The sequence below is a fragment of the Pseudomonas sp. R4-35-07 genome (genome assembly GCF_003852235.1).
Lineage (GTDB): Bacteria > Pseudomonadota > Gammaproteobacteria > Pseudomonadales > Pseudomonadaceae > Aquipseudomonas.
Genome location: NZ_CP027732.1, coordinates 1,270,790 through 1,290,370 on the forward strand (window position 1 = coordinate 1,270,790; position 19,581 = coordinate 1,290,370).

General features: G+C 59.9%; 18 protein-coding genes. 3 read left to right on the top strand and 15 right to left on the bottom strand.

The window, feature by feature from the left end; genetic code table 11:
• Positions 1-74: 74 nt before the first annotated feature.
• From C4J89_RS05650 to C4J89_RS05700, 11 genes are all read right to left on the bottom strand, one after another.
• A complete protein-coding gene (locus C4J89_RS05650) occupies positions 75-413 on the bottom strand; it encodes a GlpM family protein (RefSeq protein WP_124361500.1) in 339 nt (112 codons plus the stop codon).
• Positions 413-1,693, bottom strand: a complete 1,281-nt coding sequence (locus C4J89_RS05655; protein WP_256681808.1) for a sigma-54 dependent transcriptional regulator — start codon at positions 1,691-1,693, stop codon at positions 413-415. Before C4J89_RS05655 ends, C4J89_RS05650 begins: the two co-directional genes overlap by 1 nt.
• Positions 1,694-1,746: 53 nt before the next feature.
• Complete coding sequence (locus C4J89_RS05660) at positions 1,747-3,648, bottom strand: sensor histidine kinase (protein WP_124361502.1); 1,902 nt, start codon at positions 3,646-3,648, stop codon at positions 1,747-1,749.
• A 169-nt stretch (positions 3,649-3,817) separates the two neighbouring features.
• Positions 3,818-4,552: an amino acid ABC transporter ATP-binding protein gene (locus tag C4J89_RS05665; protein WP_124361503.1), complete on the bottom strand. Its 735-nt coding sequence runs from the start codon at positions 4,550-4,552 to the stop codon at positions 3,818-3,820.
• Positions 4,549-5,220 (bottom strand): amino acid ABC transporter permease, encoded by a 672-nt coding sequence (locus tag C4J89_RS05670; protein WP_046071144.1) that lies wholly within the window; start codon positions 5,218-5,220, stop codon positions 4,549-4,551. Before C4J89_RS05670 ends, C4J89_RS05665 begins: the two co-directional genes overlap by 4 nt.
• A complete protein-coding gene (locus C4J89_RS05675; RefSeq protein WP_024073702.1) occupies positions 5,220-5,966 on the bottom strand; it encodes an amino acid ABC transporter permease in 747 nt (248 codons plus the stop codon). The genes C4J89_RS05670 and C4J89_RS05675 overlap by 1 nt, the downstream gene beginning before the upstream one ends.
• Before the next feature lie 192 nt (positions 5,967-6,158).
• Positions 6,159-7,085, bottom strand: a complete 927-nt coding sequence (locus tag C4J89_RS05680; protein ID WP_124413966.1) for a glutamate/aspartate ABC transporter substrate-binding protein — start codon at positions 7,083-7,085, stop codon at positions 6,159-6,161.
• Between the two features lie 377 nt (positions 7,086-7,462).
• On the bottom strand, positions 7,463-9,001 hold the full coding sequence (gene glpD / locus C4J89_RS05685) for a glycerol-3-phosphate dehydrogenase (RefSeq protein WP_124413967.1): 1,539 nt from the start codon (positions 8,999-9,001) through the stop codon (positions 7,463-7,465).
• A 250-nt stretch (positions 9,002-9,251) separates the two neighbouring features.
• Positions 9,252-10,007: a DeoR/GlpR family transcriptional regulator gene (locus C4J89_RS05690; RefSeq protein ID WP_124361506.1), complete on the bottom strand. Its 756-nt coding sequence runs from the start codon at positions 10,005-10,007 to the stop codon at positions 9,252-9,254.
• 94 nt (positions 10,008-10,101) lie between these two features.
• The gene (gene glpK, locus C4J89_RS05695) at positions 10,102-11,607 is read right to left on the bottom strand and encodes a glycerol kinase GlpK (RefSeq protein ID WP_124361507.1); all 1,506 of its coding nucleotides are present in this window, start codon (positions 11,605-11,607) and stop codon (positions 10,102-10,104) included.
• A 76-nt stretch (positions 11,608-11,683) separates the two neighbouring features.
• Entirely contained in the window at positions 11,684-12,538 is an 855-nt protein-coding gene (locus tag C4J89_RS05700) for an MIP/aquaporin family protein (RefSeq protein WP_124361508.1), read from the bottom strand.
• 325 nt (positions 12,539-12,863) lie between these two features.
• Here C4J89_RS05700 and ybaK point away from each other — a divergent pair, with 325 nt between their 5' ends.
• Positions 12,864-13,334 (top strand): Cys-tRNA(Pro) deacylase, encoded by a 471-nt coding sequence (ybaK, locus tag C4J89_RS05705; RefSeq protein ID WP_124361509.1) that lies wholly within the window; start codon positions 12,864-12,866, stop codon positions 13,332-13,334.
• Between the two features lie 140 nt (positions 13,335-13,474).
• Here ybaK and C4J89_RS05710 read toward each other — a convergent pair whose 3' ends face one another.
• Positions 13,475-14,518, bottom strand: a complete 1,044-nt coding sequence (locus tag C4J89_RS05710; protein WP_124413968.1) for an ABC transporter ATP-binding protein — start codon at positions 14,516-14,518, stop codon at positions 13,475-13,477.
• On the bottom strand, positions 14,515-15,435 hold the full coding sequence (gene argF / locus C4J89_RS05715) for an ornithine carbamoyltransferase (protein ID WP_124413969.1): 921 nt from the start codon (positions 15,433-15,435) through the stop codon (positions 14,515-14,517). The genes C4J89_RS05710 and argF overlap by 4 nt, the downstream gene beginning before the upstream one ends.
• A 433-nt stretch (positions 15,436-15,868) precedes the next feature.
• Between argF and C4J89_RS05725 the strand changes: the two genes are divergently transcribed.
• A complete protein-coding gene (locus C4J89_RS05725; RefSeq protein ID WP_124413970.1) occupies positions 15,869-17,977 on the top strand; it encodes a molybdopterin oxidoreductase family protein in 2,109 nt (702 codons plus the stop codon).
• A gap of 99 nt (positions 17,978-18,076) precedes the next feature.
• Positions 18,077-18,415, top strand: a complete 339-nt coding sequence (gene grxD, locus C4J89_RS05730) for a Grx4 family monothiol glutaredoxin (RefSeq protein ID WP_110624405.1) — start codon at positions 18,077-18,079, stop codon at positions 18,413-18,415.
• Between the two features lie 191 nt (positions 18,416-18,606).
• Here grxD and bfr read toward each other — a convergent pair whose 3' ends face one another.
• A complete protein-coding gene (gene bfr / locus C4J89_RS05735) occupies positions 18,607-19,077 on the bottom strand; it encodes a bacterioferritin (RefSeq protein ID WP_124361513.1) in 471 nt (156 codons plus the stop codon).
• 200 nt (positions 19,078-19,277) lie between these two features.
• A complete protein-coding gene (locus C4J89_RS05740; RefSeq protein WP_124365113.1) occupies positions 19,278-19,496 on the bottom strand; it encodes a bacterioferritin-associated ferredoxin in 219 nt (72 codons plus the stop codon).
• Positions 19,497-19,581: the final 85 nt, after the last annotated feature.

Here is a 19,581-nt window from a genome sequence, read left to right on the forward strand (position 1 = left end):
TGTCAGCCACAGATATATTGACTGACCCACCGCAATCGGGGGCAAGCCCCCTCCCACATTTGGACTGTGGTGGGTCAGGTGTGCAGGCGTACCCAGACACTAACCAGCACCGTTGCCGCCATCAACCAGGCCACTGCGGCTACGGCGAGCGATGCTTCCAACCGCATCCGATCCACCATCACATACAACGTCGCCAAGTACACGAAGTACGGAATGATCGACCACATCCCAAACACAATGGTGGTCTTCAGATCCTCGACCGAGCGGCCTTTGCCGACGATGTAATGGGCGATCAGCGCAAAGGTCGGAAACAGCGGCACCAGGCCTGCGATGTAATAGTTTTTGGTCTTGGCCAATGCGGCCAATATAAGCACCACCGCCGCGCCGAGGGCGGCTTTCAAGAATAGATCCATCAGTGACTCAACCCGTATTTTTTGACCTTGTCGAACAGTGTGGTCTTGGCCATCCCCAGTTCCTGGCTGGCCTGGGTCAGGTTGCCGCCGCTGCGTTGCAACGCGTCAACAAGCAGGTTGCGTTCGAAGGCTTCCACCGCCTCGGTAAAGGCCAGGCCGTGGGTGCTGCCGCCCGTGCCGCTTTTCTTGAACGCGGGCAGGCCCAGGGCGAAGCGTTCGGCGACGTTGCGCAGTTCGCGTACGTTGCCCGGCCAGTCGTGGCTCATCAGGCTCGACAGGGTCTGGTTATCCAGCTCCGGGGCGATGCGATCGAAGCGCAGTGAGGATTGCTGCAGGAAGTGTTCGAACAACTGCAGGATATCTTCACGGCGCTCGCGCAGTGGTGGCAGTTCCAGGGTGACCACATTGAGACGGTAGTACAGGTCGCTGCGGAACTGGCTGGCGCGGCTCAGTTCATCGAGGTCGGACTTGGTGGCGGCGATCACCCGGCAATCCACGGCCACGCTCTGGTTCGAACCCAGGCGTTCGAGGGTGCGCTCCTGCAGGACCCGCAGCAGTTTGATCTGCAGATTGATCGGCATGCTTTCCACTTCATCGAGAAACAGCGTGCCTTCATGGGCGTGCTCGATCTTGCCGATGCGGCGCTTGCCGGCGCCGGTAAACGCGTTGGCTTCGTGGCCGAAAATCTCGCTTTCGAACAGGTTCTCCGGCAGCCCACCGCAGTTCAGGGCGACGAACTGGTGGGCGTGGCGCCGGCTGAAGTCATGCAGGCAGCGCGCGACCAGCTCCTTGCCGGTGCCGGTTTCGCCTTCGATCAGCACGTTGGCCGACGTGTCGGCAACGTTGGCGATCAGTTCGCGCAAGTTTTGCATCGCCGGCGAGCGCCCGATGATGCGGCCCTCCAACGAATCGCGCTCGGCCAGTTGGCGCCGTAGCGACCAGACTTCCCGCGCCAGCCCACGCTGTTCAAGGGCACGACGGGCGACGTCTACCAGGCGCTCGGGGGAGAAGGGTTTTTCCATGAAATCGTAGGCGCCGTTGCGCATGGCGCCGACCGCCATGGAGATGTCGCCATGCCCGGTGATCAGCACCACCGGTAGGCTTTTATCCAGCGCCTTGAGGCGAGTGAGCAAGGCCAGGCCATCTATGCCCGGCAGGCGAATATCGCTGATGACAATGCCGGCAAAATTCTCGCCGATATGGGTCAACGCTTCTTCGGCACTGCCCACGCCAACGCTGGGGATGTCTTCCAGCGCCAATGCCTGCTGGCAACCCAGCAGCACGTGGGGGTCATCTTCGACGATCAGGACGGTGAGGTCTTGGGGTTCAATATTCATGTCGACTCAACTTTTTCAGCGCCCGCCAGCGGCAGGTTCAGGACAAACGCGGTACCACCAGCGGCCGGATGTTCCACGGCCAGGCTGCCGCCGGTGGCCGCCGCAAGGCTTGCGGAGAGGGTCAGGCCCAGGCCCAGCCCTTGCTCGCCGGGCTTGGTGGTGAAGAAGGGCTCGAACAGGTGTTTGCGTGCCTCGGGGTCGATACCGTGGCCATTGTCGCGCACCCGCAGGCGATATTTACCCTCGGCGCTCTGGCCTTCCAGCCACAACTGCGGCGCCGGTTGCGCCTGCATCGCATCGAGGGCGTTGCCGATCAGGTTGACCAGGATCTGCTCCAGGCGCGTCTGATCGATCTGCAACTGGGCATGGGTGAAGTCACGGTGCACGGCCAGGGACAGGTTGTCCAGGCGCGCGCCGAGCACCTGGAACGCGGCGTCCACCGCCTTGGCCAGGTTCGCTTCGCCCTGGTCGTCACCGCGCCGGGCGAACGAGCGCAGGCTGGCGGTGATGCGACCCATGCGATCGATCAGTTCGTTGATGGTCTTGAGGTTGGCGCTGGCGGTGTCCAGGGCCCCACGTTCGAGGAAGCGCACGGTGTTGCCGGACAGGGTGCGCAGCGCGGCCAGGGGTTGGTTCAATTCGTGGGCGATGCTGGTGGACATCTGGCCGATCGCTGCGAGTTTACCGGCCTGCACCAGTTCGTCCTGGGCACGGCGCAAAGTCTCTTCGGCCTGGCGCCGTTCGCGGATCTGGCCTTTGAGGCGTTCATTGCTGGCGCGCAGGTCGGCGGTGCGTTCGGCAATCCGTCGTTCCAGCTGGCTGTTGGCTTCCTGCAAGGCCTCCCGTGCGGCGAGGCGGGTGGCGATGACCTTGCGCCGCTCGTTCCAGGCAATCAGCAAAAACGCGACCAAGCCAAACGCGACGGCGACCAGGATGCCCTGGTTGATCGCGGCGCGGCGTAGTTCATTCAGCGGGGTGAGCAGGGTGAAGTTCCACGGTGTGTCATTCAGTGGCCGGGTTTGCGCCAGGTAACTGACTTCTTGCTTGTCGTTGACCACTTCGCTATTGGCCGGGAAGGTCAGCTTTTCGCTGCCTTCGTTCAGCCGCTCGCGGGCCAGGGGTTCCAGGGCGTCCAGTGTCGCCCAGTAATATTGCAGGCTGTTAGCCAGCCGGTCCCTGGTGTCTTCGCTCAGGGGACGCACGGCCTTGAGGCGGCGGGCCGGGTCACTGGACAGGATGATGATGCCGTTTTCGTCGCTGACAAAAGCTTCGAGGCGCGCGCGTTGCCAGCGCTCTTCAAGCGCCTCCAGGCGGACCTTGACCACGGCGACGCCGATGATTTTGCCATGCTCTTCAAGCCCGTGGGCCAGGTAGTAGCCGGGTTCGCCGTTGGTGCTGCCGATGCCGTAGAAACGACCGGGCTGGCCGCGCACGGCGTTCTGGAAATAGGCGCGAAAGGACAGGTCTTCACCCTGGTAACTGTCGGCGTCGCGCCAGTTACTGGTGGCCAGCACCCGGCCGGTGGTATCCATCACGTAGATGGCGCGGCTGCGGCTGCGGCGGTTCAAGCCTTCGAGGTAATCGTTGACGGTCGTGCGGGTTTCCTGGTTGGGGTCAGCCAGGAGCAGGGAAACGCTGGATTCCAGCTCAAGCAGGCTGGGCAGGTAGGTGTATTTGCTCAGTTCGCTTTCGACGGTGCGAGCGTGCAACTCCAACTGGCGTTCGCCGTTGTCGCTGAGGGTGCGGATGCCATAGTACTCACTGACCCAGAAGCCGATATAACCCAAGCCGATCATCAGGGCGATGATCAACGGCGGCAGGAACAGTTGACGTATCAGGCGAGGCTTCACGGCAAGTGATGGCGGCGCAGCGCGATAGGGGGTGGGATCGCATTTCATCACAGATGCCTTGGGTCAACCAGCGCTGCCGGCCTGTGCGGTCAGTGTGGGAGGGGGCTTGCCCCCGATTGCAGTGTGTCAGTCGGTATATCTGTCGCTGATCTACCGCTATCGGGGGCAAGCCCCCTCCCACATTGGTCCGGTTTCTTCAGTGGATGCGCTGTAATACTTAGTGCTGCAGGATTTTCTCAAGGAAGTGCTGCGCACGTTCGGAGCGGGCGCTGATGTCGCCGAAGAACTCTTCTTTCGGGCAGTCTTCGATGATCTTGCCAGCGTCCATGAAGATCACGCGGTCGGCCACTTTGCGGGCGAAGCCCATTTCGTGGGTCACGCACATCATGGTCATGCCTTCGTGGGCCAACTGCACCATCACGTCGAGCACTTCGTTGACCATTTCCGGGTCGAGCGCCGAGGTCGGTTCGTCGAACAGCATGACGATCGGGTCCATGGCCAGGGCGCGAGCAATCGCCACACGTTGTTGCTGGCCACCGGACAGTTGGCCCGGGTGCTTGTGTGCATGGGCCGACAGGCCGACGCGCTCCAGCAGTTGCAGGCCCTTCTTGGTGGCTTCTTCCTTGCTGCGGCCGAGCACCTTGATCTGCGCGATGGTCAGGTTCTCGGTGATGGTCAGGTGCGGGAACAGTTCGAAGTGCTGGAACACCATGCCCACGCGCGAGCGCAGTTTCGGCAGGTTGGTCTTCGGGTCGGCGATGGAAGTACCATCGACGATCACGTCGCCCTTCTGGAACGGCTCCAGCGCATTCACGCACTTGATCAGGGTGGACTTGCCCGAGCCGGACGGCCCGCACACCACGATCACTTCGCCTTTTTTAACCTCGGTGCTGCAGTCGGTCAGCACCTGGAAGTCGCCATACCACTTGTTGATGTTCTTGATAGAGATCATACGGCAAACCTTTTTTGCAGACGCTTGACCAGCAGCGAGGCGGAAAAGCTGATGATGAAGTAGACGACACCGGCGAAGATCAGGAACTCATTGGAGCGGCCGATGATGTCGCCGTTGGAACGGGCAGAGTTGAGGAAGTCCACCAGGCCCACGGTGTAGACCAGCGACGTGTCCTGAAACAGGATGATGCTCTGCTGCAGCAGCAGCGGGGTCATCTTGCGAAACGCCTGGGGCAGGATGATCAGGCGCATGGTCTGCCCGTAGGTCATGCCCATCGCCTGCGCGGCGGCCATCTGGCCCTTGGGGATCGACTGCACGCCGGCCCGCACGATTTCGCAGAAGTACGCGGCTTCGAACATCATGAAGGCCACGACGCAGGAGGTGAACGCGCCGATCGGCGTGTCTTCACCGGTGATCCAGCGCAGCACGAACGGCACCGCCAGGTAGAACCAGGTGATCACCAACAGCAGCGGGATCGAACGGAAGTAGTTCACATAGGCGCCGGCCACACGGGACAGCAGCTTGCTGGACGACAGGCGCATCAGCGCGAGGATCGTACCCAGGATGATGCCGCCGACCACGCCCATGACCATCAACTGCAGGGTCATGACCATGCCGTTCCACAGGCCCGGGATCGCGGGGATGATACCGCTGAAATCGAAGTCCATTATTTACCCCCCACGGAGATCAGGCCGGGCACCGCGACTTTCTTCTCGACCACGCGCATCAGCAGCATCAGGCTCATGTTCAGGGTGAAGTAGATCAGCGTGGCCAGGGTGAAGGCTTCAAACAGGTTGGCCGAAAACTCGGCGGTCTGCTTGGTTTGCGCCAGCAGTTCCATCAGGCCGATCAAGGACGCCACGGAGGAGTTCTTGAACACGTTGAGGAATTCGGAGGTAAGCGGCGGAATGATGATGCGATAGGCCTGGGGCAGCAGCACGTTCCAGTAGATCTGCGGCAGCTTGAAGCCCATGGCGCGCGCGGCGGCTTCCTGGCCACGGGGCAGCGCCTGGATGCCGGTGCGCACTTGTTCACACACACGGGCGGCGGTGAACAGGCCCAGGCACACGACGACGCTCAGGTAGGCCGAGGTGGTCGGGTTCAGGTCTTGTTTGTACCAGTCCTGCAGGTTCTGCGGCAGCAGATCGGGTATCAGGAAATACCAGATGAACAGCTGAACCAGCAGCGGCACGTTACGAAACAGTTCCACGTAGCAGGTCGCGATGCCCGATACGAGGCGGTTTGGCACGGTGCGCATGACCCCCAGAATGGAGCCCAGCAGCAAGGCAATGATCCATGCCACGACAGCGATGGCGATGGTCCAGCCCAGGCCGGCGATGTACCAGTCGAGATAAGTCTCGCTGCCAACGCCGGTGGACTTGAAGAACACGCCCCAGTCCCAGTTGTAATTCATTAGGGTCTCCCCTCGAGATCGATCGATGTACAAGCACCCGCTTGGGACAGTCCGTTCCCTCCTGACGTTGAACGTCAGGCACACGCAATCGGCTCGAAAACCGCCAGGTCGAGTGTTCCAAGTTAAAGCCAGCAGGTAATTACAAACGCCTGAGGGAGTTTGACTCCCTCAGGCGATAAGGTTAGCCAGGTTTTAGATCTTTACTTCCGGAGCCGGTTTGTCGCTCGGGTTCTTGATCAGTTCCTTGACCTTGTCGCTCATCGGGAAGTTGAGGTTCAGGCCTTTTGGTGGAATCGGGCTTTCAAACCACTTGGCGTAGATCTTGTTGATTTCGCCGGACTTGTACAGGCTGGCGATGGCGTCATCCACGGCTTTCTTGAAGTCTGGGTCGCCTTTGCGAACCATGCACGCGTAGGCTTCGAAGGACTGCGGAGTACCGGTGATCACCCAGTCATCCGGCTTCTTGGCCTTGGCTTCTTCGCCGGCCAGCAGGGCGTCGTCCATCATGAAGGCAACCGCGCGGCCGCTTTCGAGCATCTGGAAGGATTCGCCGTGGTCTTTGGCGGAGATGACGTTCATGCCCATCTGCTTGTCGGCGTTCATCGCCTTGATGATGCGCTCGGACGTGGTGCCGGCGGTGGTCACGACGTTCTTGCCTTTCAGGTCGGCAAAGTCAAGGTAGGACGGCTTGCCATCCTTGTCTTTCTTGACCAGCAGACGGGTGCCGATTTCGAAGATGTTGGTGGTGAAGTCAACTTGCTGGGCGCGTTCGGCGTTGTTGGTGGTGGAGCCGCATTCCAGGTCTGCGGTGCCGTTCTGGATCAGCGGAATACGGGTCTGCGACGTCACCAGGTTGTATTTGACCTGCAGATCGGGCTTGTTCAGGTCTTTTTTCAGGGCTTCAACGACGGCCAGTTGAATGTCATGGGAATAGCCCACGGGTTTGCCCGAGCCATCCGCAATGTAGGAAAACGGAATAGAGCTGTCGCGGTGAGCGAGAGTGATAGTGCCGGAGTCGTTGATTTTCTTCAGCGTGCCGGTGAGTTCGGCGGCGAAAACTGGAGTGCTGATCAGAGCAGCAGCGATAGCTGCGCCCAGGATATGGGGAACGATGCGCATCAATACTTCCTCGACATTTGTTTTTTTTATAAAGCCAGCTAAACGGCTCTCTTGTACAGCGAATGCCTTGACGGCTGCTGAGGCGTCTCAGGCAATCGTCAGGAAGTGTAGAGCATGAGTCGTGCCATACCCGAAACAAAAGCTTAACTTCATGATTTATATGGTTATTAACTTTGTGTGACAGTGTCAGCTCACTACCGGGGTACGGCAAACCGAATAGGAGCAGGTTCTGCGTTCGGAAAACCGAATGGCAGGCACTCCTAAGGTAGGAGCGAGCTTGCTCGCGAAAAACGCAAAAACGCCGCGTTTATTCTGGATAAACGCGGCGCTCTCGGGTTTTTCGCGAGCAAGCTTGCCCCTACAGTCTCGGGATGGCGTCAGGCCGCTTCGATCTTGCTGCGCGTCTGTTCGACCTTGGACAGGTAGCGTTGCAGGTTGTCCTGCTCTGCTGCAGTGGTGAACAGGCCCAGCTTGGTGCGGCGCCACAGCACGTCTTGAGGCTGGGTTACCCATTCTTCGGCGCACAGGTAATCGACTTCACGGGTGTAAAGCCCACCGCCCAGGTGCTCACCCAGATCAGCCAGGGTTTGCACACCTTCCAGCAGGCGCCAGGTGCGGCTGCCGTAGGTGGTCGACCAGCGACGGGCGATCTCGCTCGGCACCCAGTCGAACTTGTTGCGTATGGCCTCGGCCAGGGCTTCTGGTGTGGTCATGTCTTCGCCGCCCGGCAGGCTGGCCTTGGCGGTCCAGCTTGGGCGCATCTGGGTGAAGTACGGCGCCAGTTGCGCCATGGCCGATTCGGCGAGCTTGCGGTAGGTCGTCAGCTTGCCGCCGAACACCGACAGGATCGGCGCCTCGCCGCTGCCGCCGGACAGCGACAGGGTGTAGTCGCGGGTAATGGCCGATGGGTTGTCCGATTCGTCGTTGCACAGCGGGCGCACGCCCGAATAGGTGTGGACGATATCGTCACGGCTCAGCTGTTTCTTGAAGTGTGCGTTGACCACCTTGAGCATGTAGTCGGTTTCACCTTCGGTGATCGCAACTTTCGCCGGATCGCCGGTGTATTCGCGGTCGGTGGTGCCGATGATGGTCAGATGATTGAGGTACGGAATCGTGAACACGATGCGCTGGTCTTCGTTCTGCAGAATGTGCGCATGGGCACCTTCGTAGAGTTTCGGCACGATCAGGTGGCTGCCTTGGATCAGGCGAATGCCGTACGGCGAATCCAGCTTCAGGTCGTCCTTGATAAACTTGGCGACCCATGGGCCGGCGGCGTTCACCAGCGCCCGGGCGCGGATCGAGAACAGGCTGCCATCGGCGCGTTCCATGTTCATTTCCCACAAGCCGTTGCTGCGGTGGGCACTGACGCAACGGGTCTGGGTGTGGATATGCGCGCCTTTCTCGCGCGCGGCCATGGCGTTGAGCACCACAAGGCGGGCGTCGTCGACCCAGCAGTCGGAATATTCGAAGCCTTTGGTGATTTCGCTTTTCAGCGGGCTGTCGGCACCGAACTTGAGGCTTTTCGAACCGGCCAGCTTCTCGCGTTTGCCCAGGTGGTCATACAGGAACAGGCCGGCACGGATCATCCAGGCCGGGCGCAGGTGCGGACGGTGCGGCAACACAAAGCGCATCTGCTTGACGATGTGCGGGGCCTTCGCCAGCAGCACTTCACGCTCGGCCAGGGCTTCGCGTACCAGGCGGAACTCGTAGTGTTCCAGGTAGCGCAAGCCACCGTGGATCAGCTTGCTGCTGGCAGACGACGTGTGGCTGGCCAGGTCGTCCTTTTCGCAAAGGAATACCGACAAACCGCGCCCGGCTGCGTCTGCTGCAATGCCGACGCCATTGATCCCGCCGCCGATAACGGCAACGTCATAGACTTCGGCAAGCGGTGGAGCAGGCAAGGTAGAAGGGTTCATCGGCTGGCCTCGCGATCTTTTCGTATTGGAATTCGAACATTAATGTTCATTTGCGAAAATGGTAGCTGATAAATGCGCGCGCAGCCAGCCAACTTCGATTGAAAAAACTCATCGAAGGGTGGGGAAAGGAAAATTTGTGAACTGATAGTTCCCACGCTCCCGCGTGGGAATTGAGCCCATGACGCTCTGCGTCACAGCGAACGCGGAGCGTCCTGCGGTGCATTCCCACGCGGAGCGTGGGAACGAGAAGTCAGACGACTTCCAAACGAACCTTATGCTGATTCAACAACTGTACCAACGCCGGCACCGGCTGCTGATCAGTCACCAGGCAGTCCACCAGACTGATCGGCCCCAGGCGGATCATGGCGTTGCGCCCGAACTTGCTGGAGTCCGCAGCCAGAATCACTTGTCGCGCATTGGCGATGATCGCCTGGGAAACCCGCACTTCCTGATAGTCGAAATCCAGCAGGCTGCCATCCTCATCGATGCCACTGATACCTACCAGCGCAAAGTCGACCTTGAACTGATTGATGAAATCCACACTGGCCTGGCCTACCACGCCGCCGTCACGGCGCACATTGCCGCCGGTCAGCAACACATCGAAGTCGTCCTTGGCACTTAGCATGGTGGCGACGTTGAGGTTGTTGGTGATGATTTTCAGGTGATGGTGATTGAGCAGCGCACGGGCGATGGATTCGGTGGTGGTGCCGATATTGATGAACAACGAGGCGTGATCGGGGATCTGCGCCGCGATGGCTTCGCCGATACGCTGTTTTTCATCGCGCATCTGGTCGGCACGCATGGCGTACGCGGTGTTCTCGACACTGGAGTCATAGGCCGCGCCGCCGTGGTAGCGGCGCAGCAGATTGGCGTCCGCCAGCTGGTTGATATCGCGGCGGATGGTTTGCGGGGTGACAACGAACAACTGCGCCATTTCCTCGATACTGACGTAGCCGCGTTCGCGGACCAGTTCGAGGATTTGTTGTTGGCGGGGAGGCAGATTCATGGGGCGTCCTTTGGGCTGCCATACAAAAGTGGCCCATGATGACGCAGGAATCCGCTCCCTGCCAGTTACAACCGGTGTAGATCCGGCGCTTGGCTTATTCGGCGCCTTCGTGCGGCTCCCAGTCGCGGGTGCGGCTGACTGCTTTTTGCCAGCCGGCGTAGAGTTTCTCTTTAGCCGCTTCATCGAGCTGTGGTTCGAATTCGCGCTCGATCACCGCTTTGCCGCGCAGCTCATCCAGGCTGCCCCAGAAGCCACAGGCCAGGCCTGCCAGGTACGCCGCGCCCAATGCCGTGGTCTCACGCATTTGCGGACGCTCGACCTGGGTACCGAGGATATCGGCCTGGAATTGCATCAGGAAATTGTTGGCCACGGCGCCGCCGTCCACACGCAGGGCTTTAAGGCGTTCGCCCGAGTCCTGTTGCATGGCGTCGAGCACGTCACGGGTCTGGTAGGCGATCGACTCCAGGGCTGCGCGAATAATGTGATCCACACGTACGCCACGGGTCAGGCCGAACAATGCGCCACGGGCATACGGGTCCCAGTACGGCGCGCCCAGGCCGGTGAAGGCCGGGACCAGGTAAACGCCGTTGCTGTCCTTGACCTTGCCGGCAAAGTATTCGGTGTCGTGGGCGTCGTTGATGATTTTCAACTCGTCACGCAACCACTGCACGGTGGATCCGCCGTTGAAAACTGCGCCTTCCAGTGCGTAGGCCACTTCGCCACGCGGGCCGCAGGCGATGGTGGTGAGCATGCCATGCTTGGATTTCACCGCTTTGTCGCCGGTGTTCATCAGCAGGAAGCAGCCGGTGCCGTAGGTATTTTTGGCCTGGCCGGGTTCGACGCACATCTGGCCGAACAGCGCGGCTTGCTGGTCGCCGGCAATGCCGCCGATGGCGATGCCGCTTTTGGTGCGGCCGTAGATCTCGGACGAAGATTTAACTTCCGGCAGCATTTCCCGTGGAACGTCCAGAATCTCCAGCATCTTCGCATCCCATTCCAGGGTGTGGATGTTGAAGAGCATGGTGCGCGAAGCATTGGTGTAGTCGGTGACGTGGGTCTTGCCGCCGGTAAATTTCCAGATCAACCAGCTGTCGATGGTGCCGAACAGCAACTCGCCGTTGCGCGCACGCTCGCGGCTGCCTTCGACGTTGTCGAGGATCCACTTGAGTTTGGTACCGGAAAAGTAGGGGTCGGTGACCAGGCCAGTGGTGTCGCTGATGTATTGCTCGTGGCCGTCGCGCTTGAGCTGCTGGCAGATCTCGGTACTGCGGCGGCACTGCCAGACAATGGCGTTGTAGATCGGGCGGCCAGTGACCTTGTCCCACACCACGGTGGTTTCGCGCTGGTTGGTGATGCCGATGGCGGCGACCTGGTCGTGGTGCAGGCCAGCCTGGGCCAGCGCCTCCACCATCACCGCGCTCTGGGTGGCGAAGATTTCCATCGGGTCATGCTCGACCCAGCCCGCCTGCGGGTAATGCTGGACGAACTCGCGCTGGGCGGTGCACACCACGTTGGCGTCACGATCGAAGATGATCGCGCGGGAACTGGTGGTGCCCTGATCGAGGGCAATGATGTAGTTCTTATTCTGAAGGTCGGTCATGTCAATTGCCTTGGACGAAATAAGGAAGTCAGAAATCAGCCGGGGTCACGAAGGGCAGGGACCCTGGCTGGCGCTTTCAGGAAATACGGGTGTTGCCGTTGACAGCCGTGTCAGTTGTTTCAGCTATAGCAGGTGCGGCGCTCGGCAGGTGACGGGCAATTAGCCCGCGATACGCTGCGGCGCCGAGGCATGCGCCCACAATCGGCGCGAAAATCGGTACCAGGAAGTAAGGAATATCGCGACCGCCAGTAAAGGCCATTTCACCCCAGCCGGCGAAAAAGGTCATCAGCTTGGGCCCGAAATCCCGCGCCGGGTTCATCGCAAAGCCGGTCAGCGGGCCCATCGCGCTACCAATCACAGCGATCAACAGGCCGATCAGCAGCGGCGCCAGCGGGCCACGGGGCAGGCCATTGTTGTCGTCGGTCAGGGCCATGATCACACCCATCAGGATCGCGGTGATGACCATTTCCACCAGGAACGCCTGGGCCGTGCTGAGCAATGCATGGGGATAGGTGGAGAACACCGAAGCCAACTCCAGGCTGGCCTGGGAGCCACGCACCATGTGGTGGGTTTGTTCGTAATCGAAAAAAAGATTGCTGTAGAGCGTGTACACCAGCGCGGCGGAGCAGAAAGCACCGGCGATTTGGGCGAGGATGTAGAAGGGCAGTTTGCGTTTTTCAAAGTCGGCAAAAATACACAGGGCGATACTCACCGCCGGATTGAGGTGAGCCCCGGAAATACCGGCACTCAGGTAGATCGCCATGCTCACGCCGACCCCCCAGATAATGCTGATTTCCCACAAGCCAAAGCTCGCACCCGCGACCTTGAGCGCAGCGACGCACCCGGTACCGAAGAAGATCAGCAGCGCAGTGCCGAGGAATTCGGCCATGCATTGGCTCGAAAGTGAAGGCTGTTGAAGAGCAGTTGTCATGGAAAACCTCAGTTGTTGTTCTTGTCTGGCGCAGGCCTCAACGGGCCGTTGCGCGATTTTCACCGAGACGAGGATCCCCATCCTGTGTCACGGCTTACTGCTCGAGTACCGAGGGCTATTCCTACAGTATTCGGAAACGAAAAAATATAGACAAGAATGACTGCTGTCAAAGGTCGAAAGTGAACTACCAGTCACTTTCGAACTATAGGTTTGATGAATGATCACGCTCATCACATTAAATAAGATTGGCGGATAGGGCGGACTAGAGCGTTTTGTGCGGGGTTGGCCTAGAATCGAGTCTCAGTTTGCTACGTCCGGAGAGGTCATGACCCCCGCATTGGATTTGTTGAAAAAAGTTCGCGCCGAACATCGCATCCATAGTTATGAGCACGATCCCAAGGCGGCTTCGTATGGCCTGGAGGCCGCGGAGAAATTGGCTCTCGACCCGGCGCAGGTGTTCAAAACCTTGCTTGCCAGCAGTGAGAAGGGCGAATTGCTGGTGGCGGTGGTGCCGGTCGTCGGAAGTCTGGATCTGAAAGCCCTGGCTCACGCGGCGGGCGTCAAGAAAGTCGAAATGGCCGACCCGGCGGCGGCGCAGCGCTCCACCGGCTATCTTTTGGGCGGCATCAGCCCTTTGGGGCAAAAGAAGCGCTTGCGCACGTTCATCGATGTGACGGCGCAGCCGTTTGCGACGATTTTCGTCAGTGCCGGTCGGAGAGGGTTGGAAGTAGAGTTGCCAGCCAGTGTGTTGGCTGAGCATACCCAAGCCATCTTCGCGCCGATTGGCCGGGCCTGATTTTCATCCCTGCGCAAATCCAAATGTGGGAGGGGGCTTGCCCCCGATGGCTTTAGGTCAGTCAGCTTATCCATAGCTGACCCACCGCTATCGGGGGCAAGCCCCCTCCCACATTTGATCCGGTTTCGACAGCTGGATGCTTATGCCTGGAACAGCACCAGATGCTCGGCGGCCACTCGAATGCCCACATCCGTGCCCATCTGCTGATCGACGTGGCTGGGGAAAATCGACTCCAGCTGCGCGCCCGTCGCAAGTTGCAGACGGTACAGCGTTGACGCACCAAGGAAGGTCTTGCCAACAATCCGCGCTTTTAGTGCACTGTCCGGCGCATAGACGATGTCATCCGGGCGCAGCAGCACCTTCACCGCGCCACCGGTGGGCCAGGTATAAGCACGGTTGCCACGCAGCTCGCCCAGCTCAGTGCTGACGGACTCGGGCGAGCTCAATTGACCCTGGATGAAATAGCCCTGGCCGATAAAGCTGGCCACATACGGCGTCTGCGGTTCGTGGTAGAGGTTGTAGGGCGTGTCCCACTGCTCAAGACGACCCTCCTTGAACACGCCCACATGATCGCTGACGGCGAAGGCTTCTTCCTGATCATGGGTGACCAGGATCGCGCTGGTGCCGCGCGCCTTGAGAATGTCGCGCACTTCATGGCTGAGCTTGCGCCGTAATTCGCCATCCAGGTTGGAAAAGGGTTCGTCCAGCAGCAGCAGCTGCGGCTCCGGCGCCAGGGCGCGGGCCAGGGCGACACGTTGCTGCTGACCACCGGAAAGCTCGTGGGGGAAGCGCTTGTCCAGGTCTTTGAGGTTGACCAGTTCCAGCAATTCGGCCACTACACGTTCTTTTTGCGGGTGCTTGCGGATGCCGAAGGCGATGTTGTCGGCCACGCTCAGATGAGGAAACAGCGCGTAGTCCTGAAACACCATGCCGATGCGACGTTTCTCGGGTGCCAGCGTGAAACCGGCACTGGAGATCACTTCGCCCGCCAGGCTGATTTCGCCTTCGTGCACCGGCTCGAACCCCGCAATTGCGCGCAGGGTGGTGGTCTTGCCGCAGCCCGAGGAGCCCAGCAGGCAGCCGATGTCTCCAGCGTTGAGGTGCAGATTGAGGTTCTGCACCACCCGTTGATCTTGATAGCCGCATGCCAGATTGCGCAGGTTCAGCAGTAATGGCTGGCTCATGCGTGGTGGTACGACGGCGGGACGAGAAATTCGAGCAGGGCCTTTTGCGCATGCAGACGGTTTTCGGCCTGGTCCCAGGCGACCGAGCGTGGGTCGTCGAGCAGGTCGAGGCTGATTTCTTCGCCACGGTGGGCAGGCAGGCAGTGCATGAACAGCACGTCCGGCGCGGCCAGGTCGAGCAGGGCGCGGGTCACCTGGAACGGCGCGAACAGGGCCAGGCGCTTGGCGGTTTCGTCTTCCTGGCCCATGGAGGTCCAGACGTCGGTGCTGACCAGATGGGTGCCGACCACCGCGTCTTTCGGATCGCGCAGCAGTTGCACGCGGCCATCGGCTTTGGCCAGGAACTCGGCGCTGGGTTCGTAACCCTCGGGGCAGGCGATACGCAGGTGGAAGTCGAACTGGATCGCGGCTTCTATATAGCTGTTGCACATATTATTGCCGTCGCCGATCCAGGCCACGGTCTTGCCCTGGATCGAGCCGCGGTGCTCGAGGAAGGTTTGCATGTCGGCCAGCAACTGGCACGGATGCAGGTCATCGGACAGGCCGTTGATCACCGGCACACGCGAGTTGGCGGCAAATTCGGTCAAGGTGCTGTGGGCGAAGGTACGGATCATCACGGCGTCGAGCATGCGCGACATCACGATGGCGCAGTCGCTGATCGGCTCGCCACGGCCCAATTGGGTATCGCGCGGCGACAGGAAGATCGCCTGACCACCCAATTGGATCATGCCGGCTTCGAAGGACAAGCGGGTGCGGGTCGAGGACTTCTCGAAAATCATCCCGAGCACGCGGTTTTTCAGAGGCTCGAACAGTACACCGCGGTTACGCAGGTCTTTAAGCTCAATGCCTCGACGGATCACGCTGACCAGCTCTTCGGGCGTGCAATCCATCAGGGAGAGAAAGTGCCTTGCGCTCATCATTAACTACCTTTTGCAACAGACCGCAGATACTCAAAGCCTTGTTTATTGTGACAACGGGCGAGACCTGCGGCGAAAGCCGCACGGGGCGACGAAATAGGGGAAGGCGCGATATTGACATTAAATGTCGCGTCTTACCAATAGGGCTACGGTTTTTAAGGGTGTTCAAGCAGGGCGCCGAAGCGCGTTTGAAGACGGTTTCCTGACAGCAGCGGCCCATTTGTACACTGGCGCCGAGACCTTTTGCAATGCGCAGGGGCGGCTCCGGGCCTGGTTTTAGCGGTTTCAGGCGCGTGCGGGGAGGTTTCCGAAACATTTGCTCACTCTTGGCCCTGCTTTGGCCTATGGCTGCCGATTCACCGCGCGAACGTTGCTGGCGCACCGAGCGGTCGCGGCCCATAGTTGAACAAAGCCCTTATAAAAGAGACTGGCCATGACCAAGACTCTCCATCACCGTGCCTGCCACCTATGCGAAGCGATCTGCGGCCTCACCCTGGAAACCAGCCAAGGCGACGACGGCAGCCTGGCGATCACCTCGATCAAGGGCGACCCGTTGGACACCTTCAGTCGGGGGCACATCTGCCCGAAAGCGGTGGCGTTGCAGGATATCCAGAATGACCCGGACCGCCTGCGCCAGCCTATGCTGCGGGTGGGTAACGAATGGCAACCAATTCCGTGGGAAGAAGCGTTTGCGCTGGTAGCCGAACGCCTTGCGGGCATCCAGGCCCGGCATGGGCAGAATGCGGTGGCGGTGTATCAGGGCAACCCCAGCGTGCATAACTACGGGCTGATGACCCACAGCAACTACTTTCTCGGCCTGTTGAAAACGCGTAACCGGTACTCCGCGACGTCGGTAGACCAACTGCCCCACCACCTCTCCAGCCACCTGATGTACGGCCATGGCTTGTTGCTGCCGATTCCGGACATCGACCGCACCGACTTCATGTTGATCCTGGGCGCCAATCCTCTTGCCTCCAACGGCAGCATCATGACCGTGCCCGACGTGGAGAAGCGCCTCAAGGCCATTCAGGCCCGAGGCGGCAGAGTGGTGGTGGTTGACCCTCGCCGCAGCGAGACGGCGGGGATTGCCGATCAGCACCTGTTCGTGCGTCCTGGCGGTGACGCGGCCTTGTTGTTCGGGCTGCTCAACACCCTGTTCGCCGAGGGCTTGACCCGCGACAGCCATTTACCGGTTGAGGGTTTGGAGACCGTGCGCCAGGCGATCGCCGGGTTTACCGCCGAGGCCATGAGCCGTCAGTGTGCGGTGCCTGCCGAGCAGATTCGTCAACTGGCGCGGGACTTCGCGGCGGCGGATAAAGCGGTGTGCTATGGGCGCATGGGCGTCTCCACCCAGGCGTTCGGCACCCTGTGTCATTGGCTGGTGCAACTGATCAACCTGGTGACCGGCAATCTGGATCGGGTAGGCGGCGCCTTGTGCACCACGCCGGCGGTGGATTTGGTGGCCTCGACCGGCGGCGGGCATTTCAATCGCTGGCAGAGCCGCGTGTCCGGGCGGCCCGAGTACGGCGGAGAACTGCCGGTATCCGCCTTGGCCGAAGAGATGCTCACCGAAGGCGAGGGCCAGATTCGCGCCCTGGTGACGGTGGCCGGCAACCCGGTATTGTCGACGCCCAACGGCCGTCAGCTGGAGCAGGCGCTGGATGGGTTGGAGTTCATGGTCAGTATCGACCTCTACATCAATGAGACCACGCGCTATGCCGATCTGATCCTGCCGTCCACGTCGGCACTGGAGAATGATCACTACGACACCACCTTCAATATGTTCGCGGTACGCAACGTCACGCGCTTCAATCGCGCGATCCTGCCCAAGCCTGAAGGTGCGCTGCACGACTGGGAAATCTTCGTCGGCCTGGCCAAGGCGTTCTCGGCCCATACCGGCGTGGTGCTCAAGCCGACGATGCCACCTGCGCAGATGATCGACTTCGGGTTGCGCGCCGGGACTTATGGGGATGCATCTGCGCGCAAGCTGTCGGTGGCGATGCTGGCCGATCATCCCCATGGCGTGGACCTGGGGCCGCTCCAGCCAAACCTGGCCGAGCGGCTGAAAACCGCCGATGGCAAGGTGCAGGCGGCGCCGCTAGTGATCCTGGCGGACCTGGCGCGTTTTGCGGCGCAACCGGTGCCCGTGGCTGACGAACTGCTGCTGATCGGTCGTCGCCATGTGCGCAGCAATAATTCCTGGATGCATAACTATCATCGGCTGGTGAAGGGTAAGCCACGCCATCAACTGCTGATGCATCCTGATGACCTGGCCAGCCGGCAATTGAACGACGGTCAGCGGGTGCGCGTCAGCTCACGCATCGGCATGGTCGAAGTCGAGGTGGTCGCCAGCTTGGACATGATGCCCGGCGTGGTCAGCCTGCCGCATGGCTGGGGGCACGGGCGCCCGGGTGTGCAGATGAGCATCGCCAGCGGCCAGCCGGGGGCAAGTGCGAATGATTTGACCGATGAGCGGCAGTTGGACGAGCTCTCCGGCAATGCGGCGCTCAATGGCGTGCCTGTGAAAGTTGCAGCGGCGTGAGGCTGGCTGTCGGCGCGCCCGAGCATCCTGCAGGTTTTTTGCGTTACAATGCGCCACCGTGCCGACCCGTGAGTCGCAAAGTTCCTGCAGAGGTGTTCCATGGATATCATCGAAACGATCAAAGAGCAGATTGCCAACAACACCATTCTGCTTTACATGAAAGGCGCGCCAAACGCTCCCCAGTGCGGTTTCTCCGCGAAAGCGTCCCAGGCCATCATGGCGTGTGGCGAGAAGTTCGCTTACGTGGATATCCTGCAGAACCCGGAAATCCGCGCCAACCTGCCTAAATATGCCAACTGGCCGACTTTCCCGCAGCTGTGGGTGGCCGGTGAACTGGTTGGCGGTAGCGACATCATCACTGAAATGGCGGCTGATGGCTCGTTGCAAGCGTTGATCAAAGATGCAGCGGAAAAAGCGGCAGCCAAGACTGAAGCTTGATGCTTTGGTAAAAGGCCACGCAATAAAAAGCCCCGCCTCTCGTAAGAGGGCGGGGCTTTTATTGGCTTCTCTGTAGGAGCGAGCTTGCTCGCGAAACACTTAAGGCCCGCGCGTTTATCCAGAATAAACGCGTTGCCTGGGCGTTTTTCGCGAGCAAGCTCGCTCCTACGATAAAACAAGAACTACGGGGGTTATTCGCCCATCTGCGATTGCAGGTAGTTCTCCAGGCTGACTTTGTCGATCAGACCCAGTTGGGTTTCCAGCCAGTCGATATGCTCTTCCTGGTCTTCAAGAATATCTTCCAGCAACTCGCGGCTGCCGTAGTCGCCAGTGGCTTCGCAGTGAGCGATGGCGGCCTTGAGGTCGCTGTGGCTCTTGCGTTCAAAGCCCAGGTCGCTGCTGATCATTTCCTGGGTATGCTCGCCGATATTCAGCTTGCCCAGGTCCTGCACGTTCGGCAGGCCTTCGAGGAACAGGATGCGTTTGATCAGCGCATCGGCGTCCTTCATGGCCTTGATCGATTCCTTGTATTCGCGTTTGCCCAGCTTTTCCAGGCCCCAATCGTCATACATGCGTGCATGCAGAAAGTACTGATTGATCGCGACCAGTTCATTGGCAAGGATTTTGTTGAGTTGCTGGATGACTGTGATGTCGCCTTTCATGACTGGGGTCCTGCCCTGTAATCGCTGTGTAGGGGCAGAGTTTGAGCGGCGAAAAACCTGGTGTCAAACCTAAGTTATTGAATAATAAATGAAAATTAATCGGAATAAGAATGTTTGTGTTCCGCGTCTTGACGCTAACTAATTGAATTGCAGGCATAAAAAAACCGGACACGGAGTCCGGTTCTTTAAAACACGCCTATTTAAGCGTGTGTAAATTCTGCTGAGTAGGGCACGCCAGCCTGGGCTGTCTGCAACTGCGTGAGCGTTTCCCGTACCACTTGCTTGGCGAGGCATGCGCATTTACCGCACTGGCTGGCAACGCCGGTGGTTTCGCGCACTTCCTTGTAGCTGCAGCAACCTTCATAGATTGCTTCGCGGATTTGTCCGTCGGTGACGCCAGTACAGAGGCACACATACATAAGGGAGAACCGTCGCGGGTTTAGGGCTTGAGTGCGATGGATCTTAATGTTAACGAGAATGATTGTCAAAGTAGTTTCATCAACG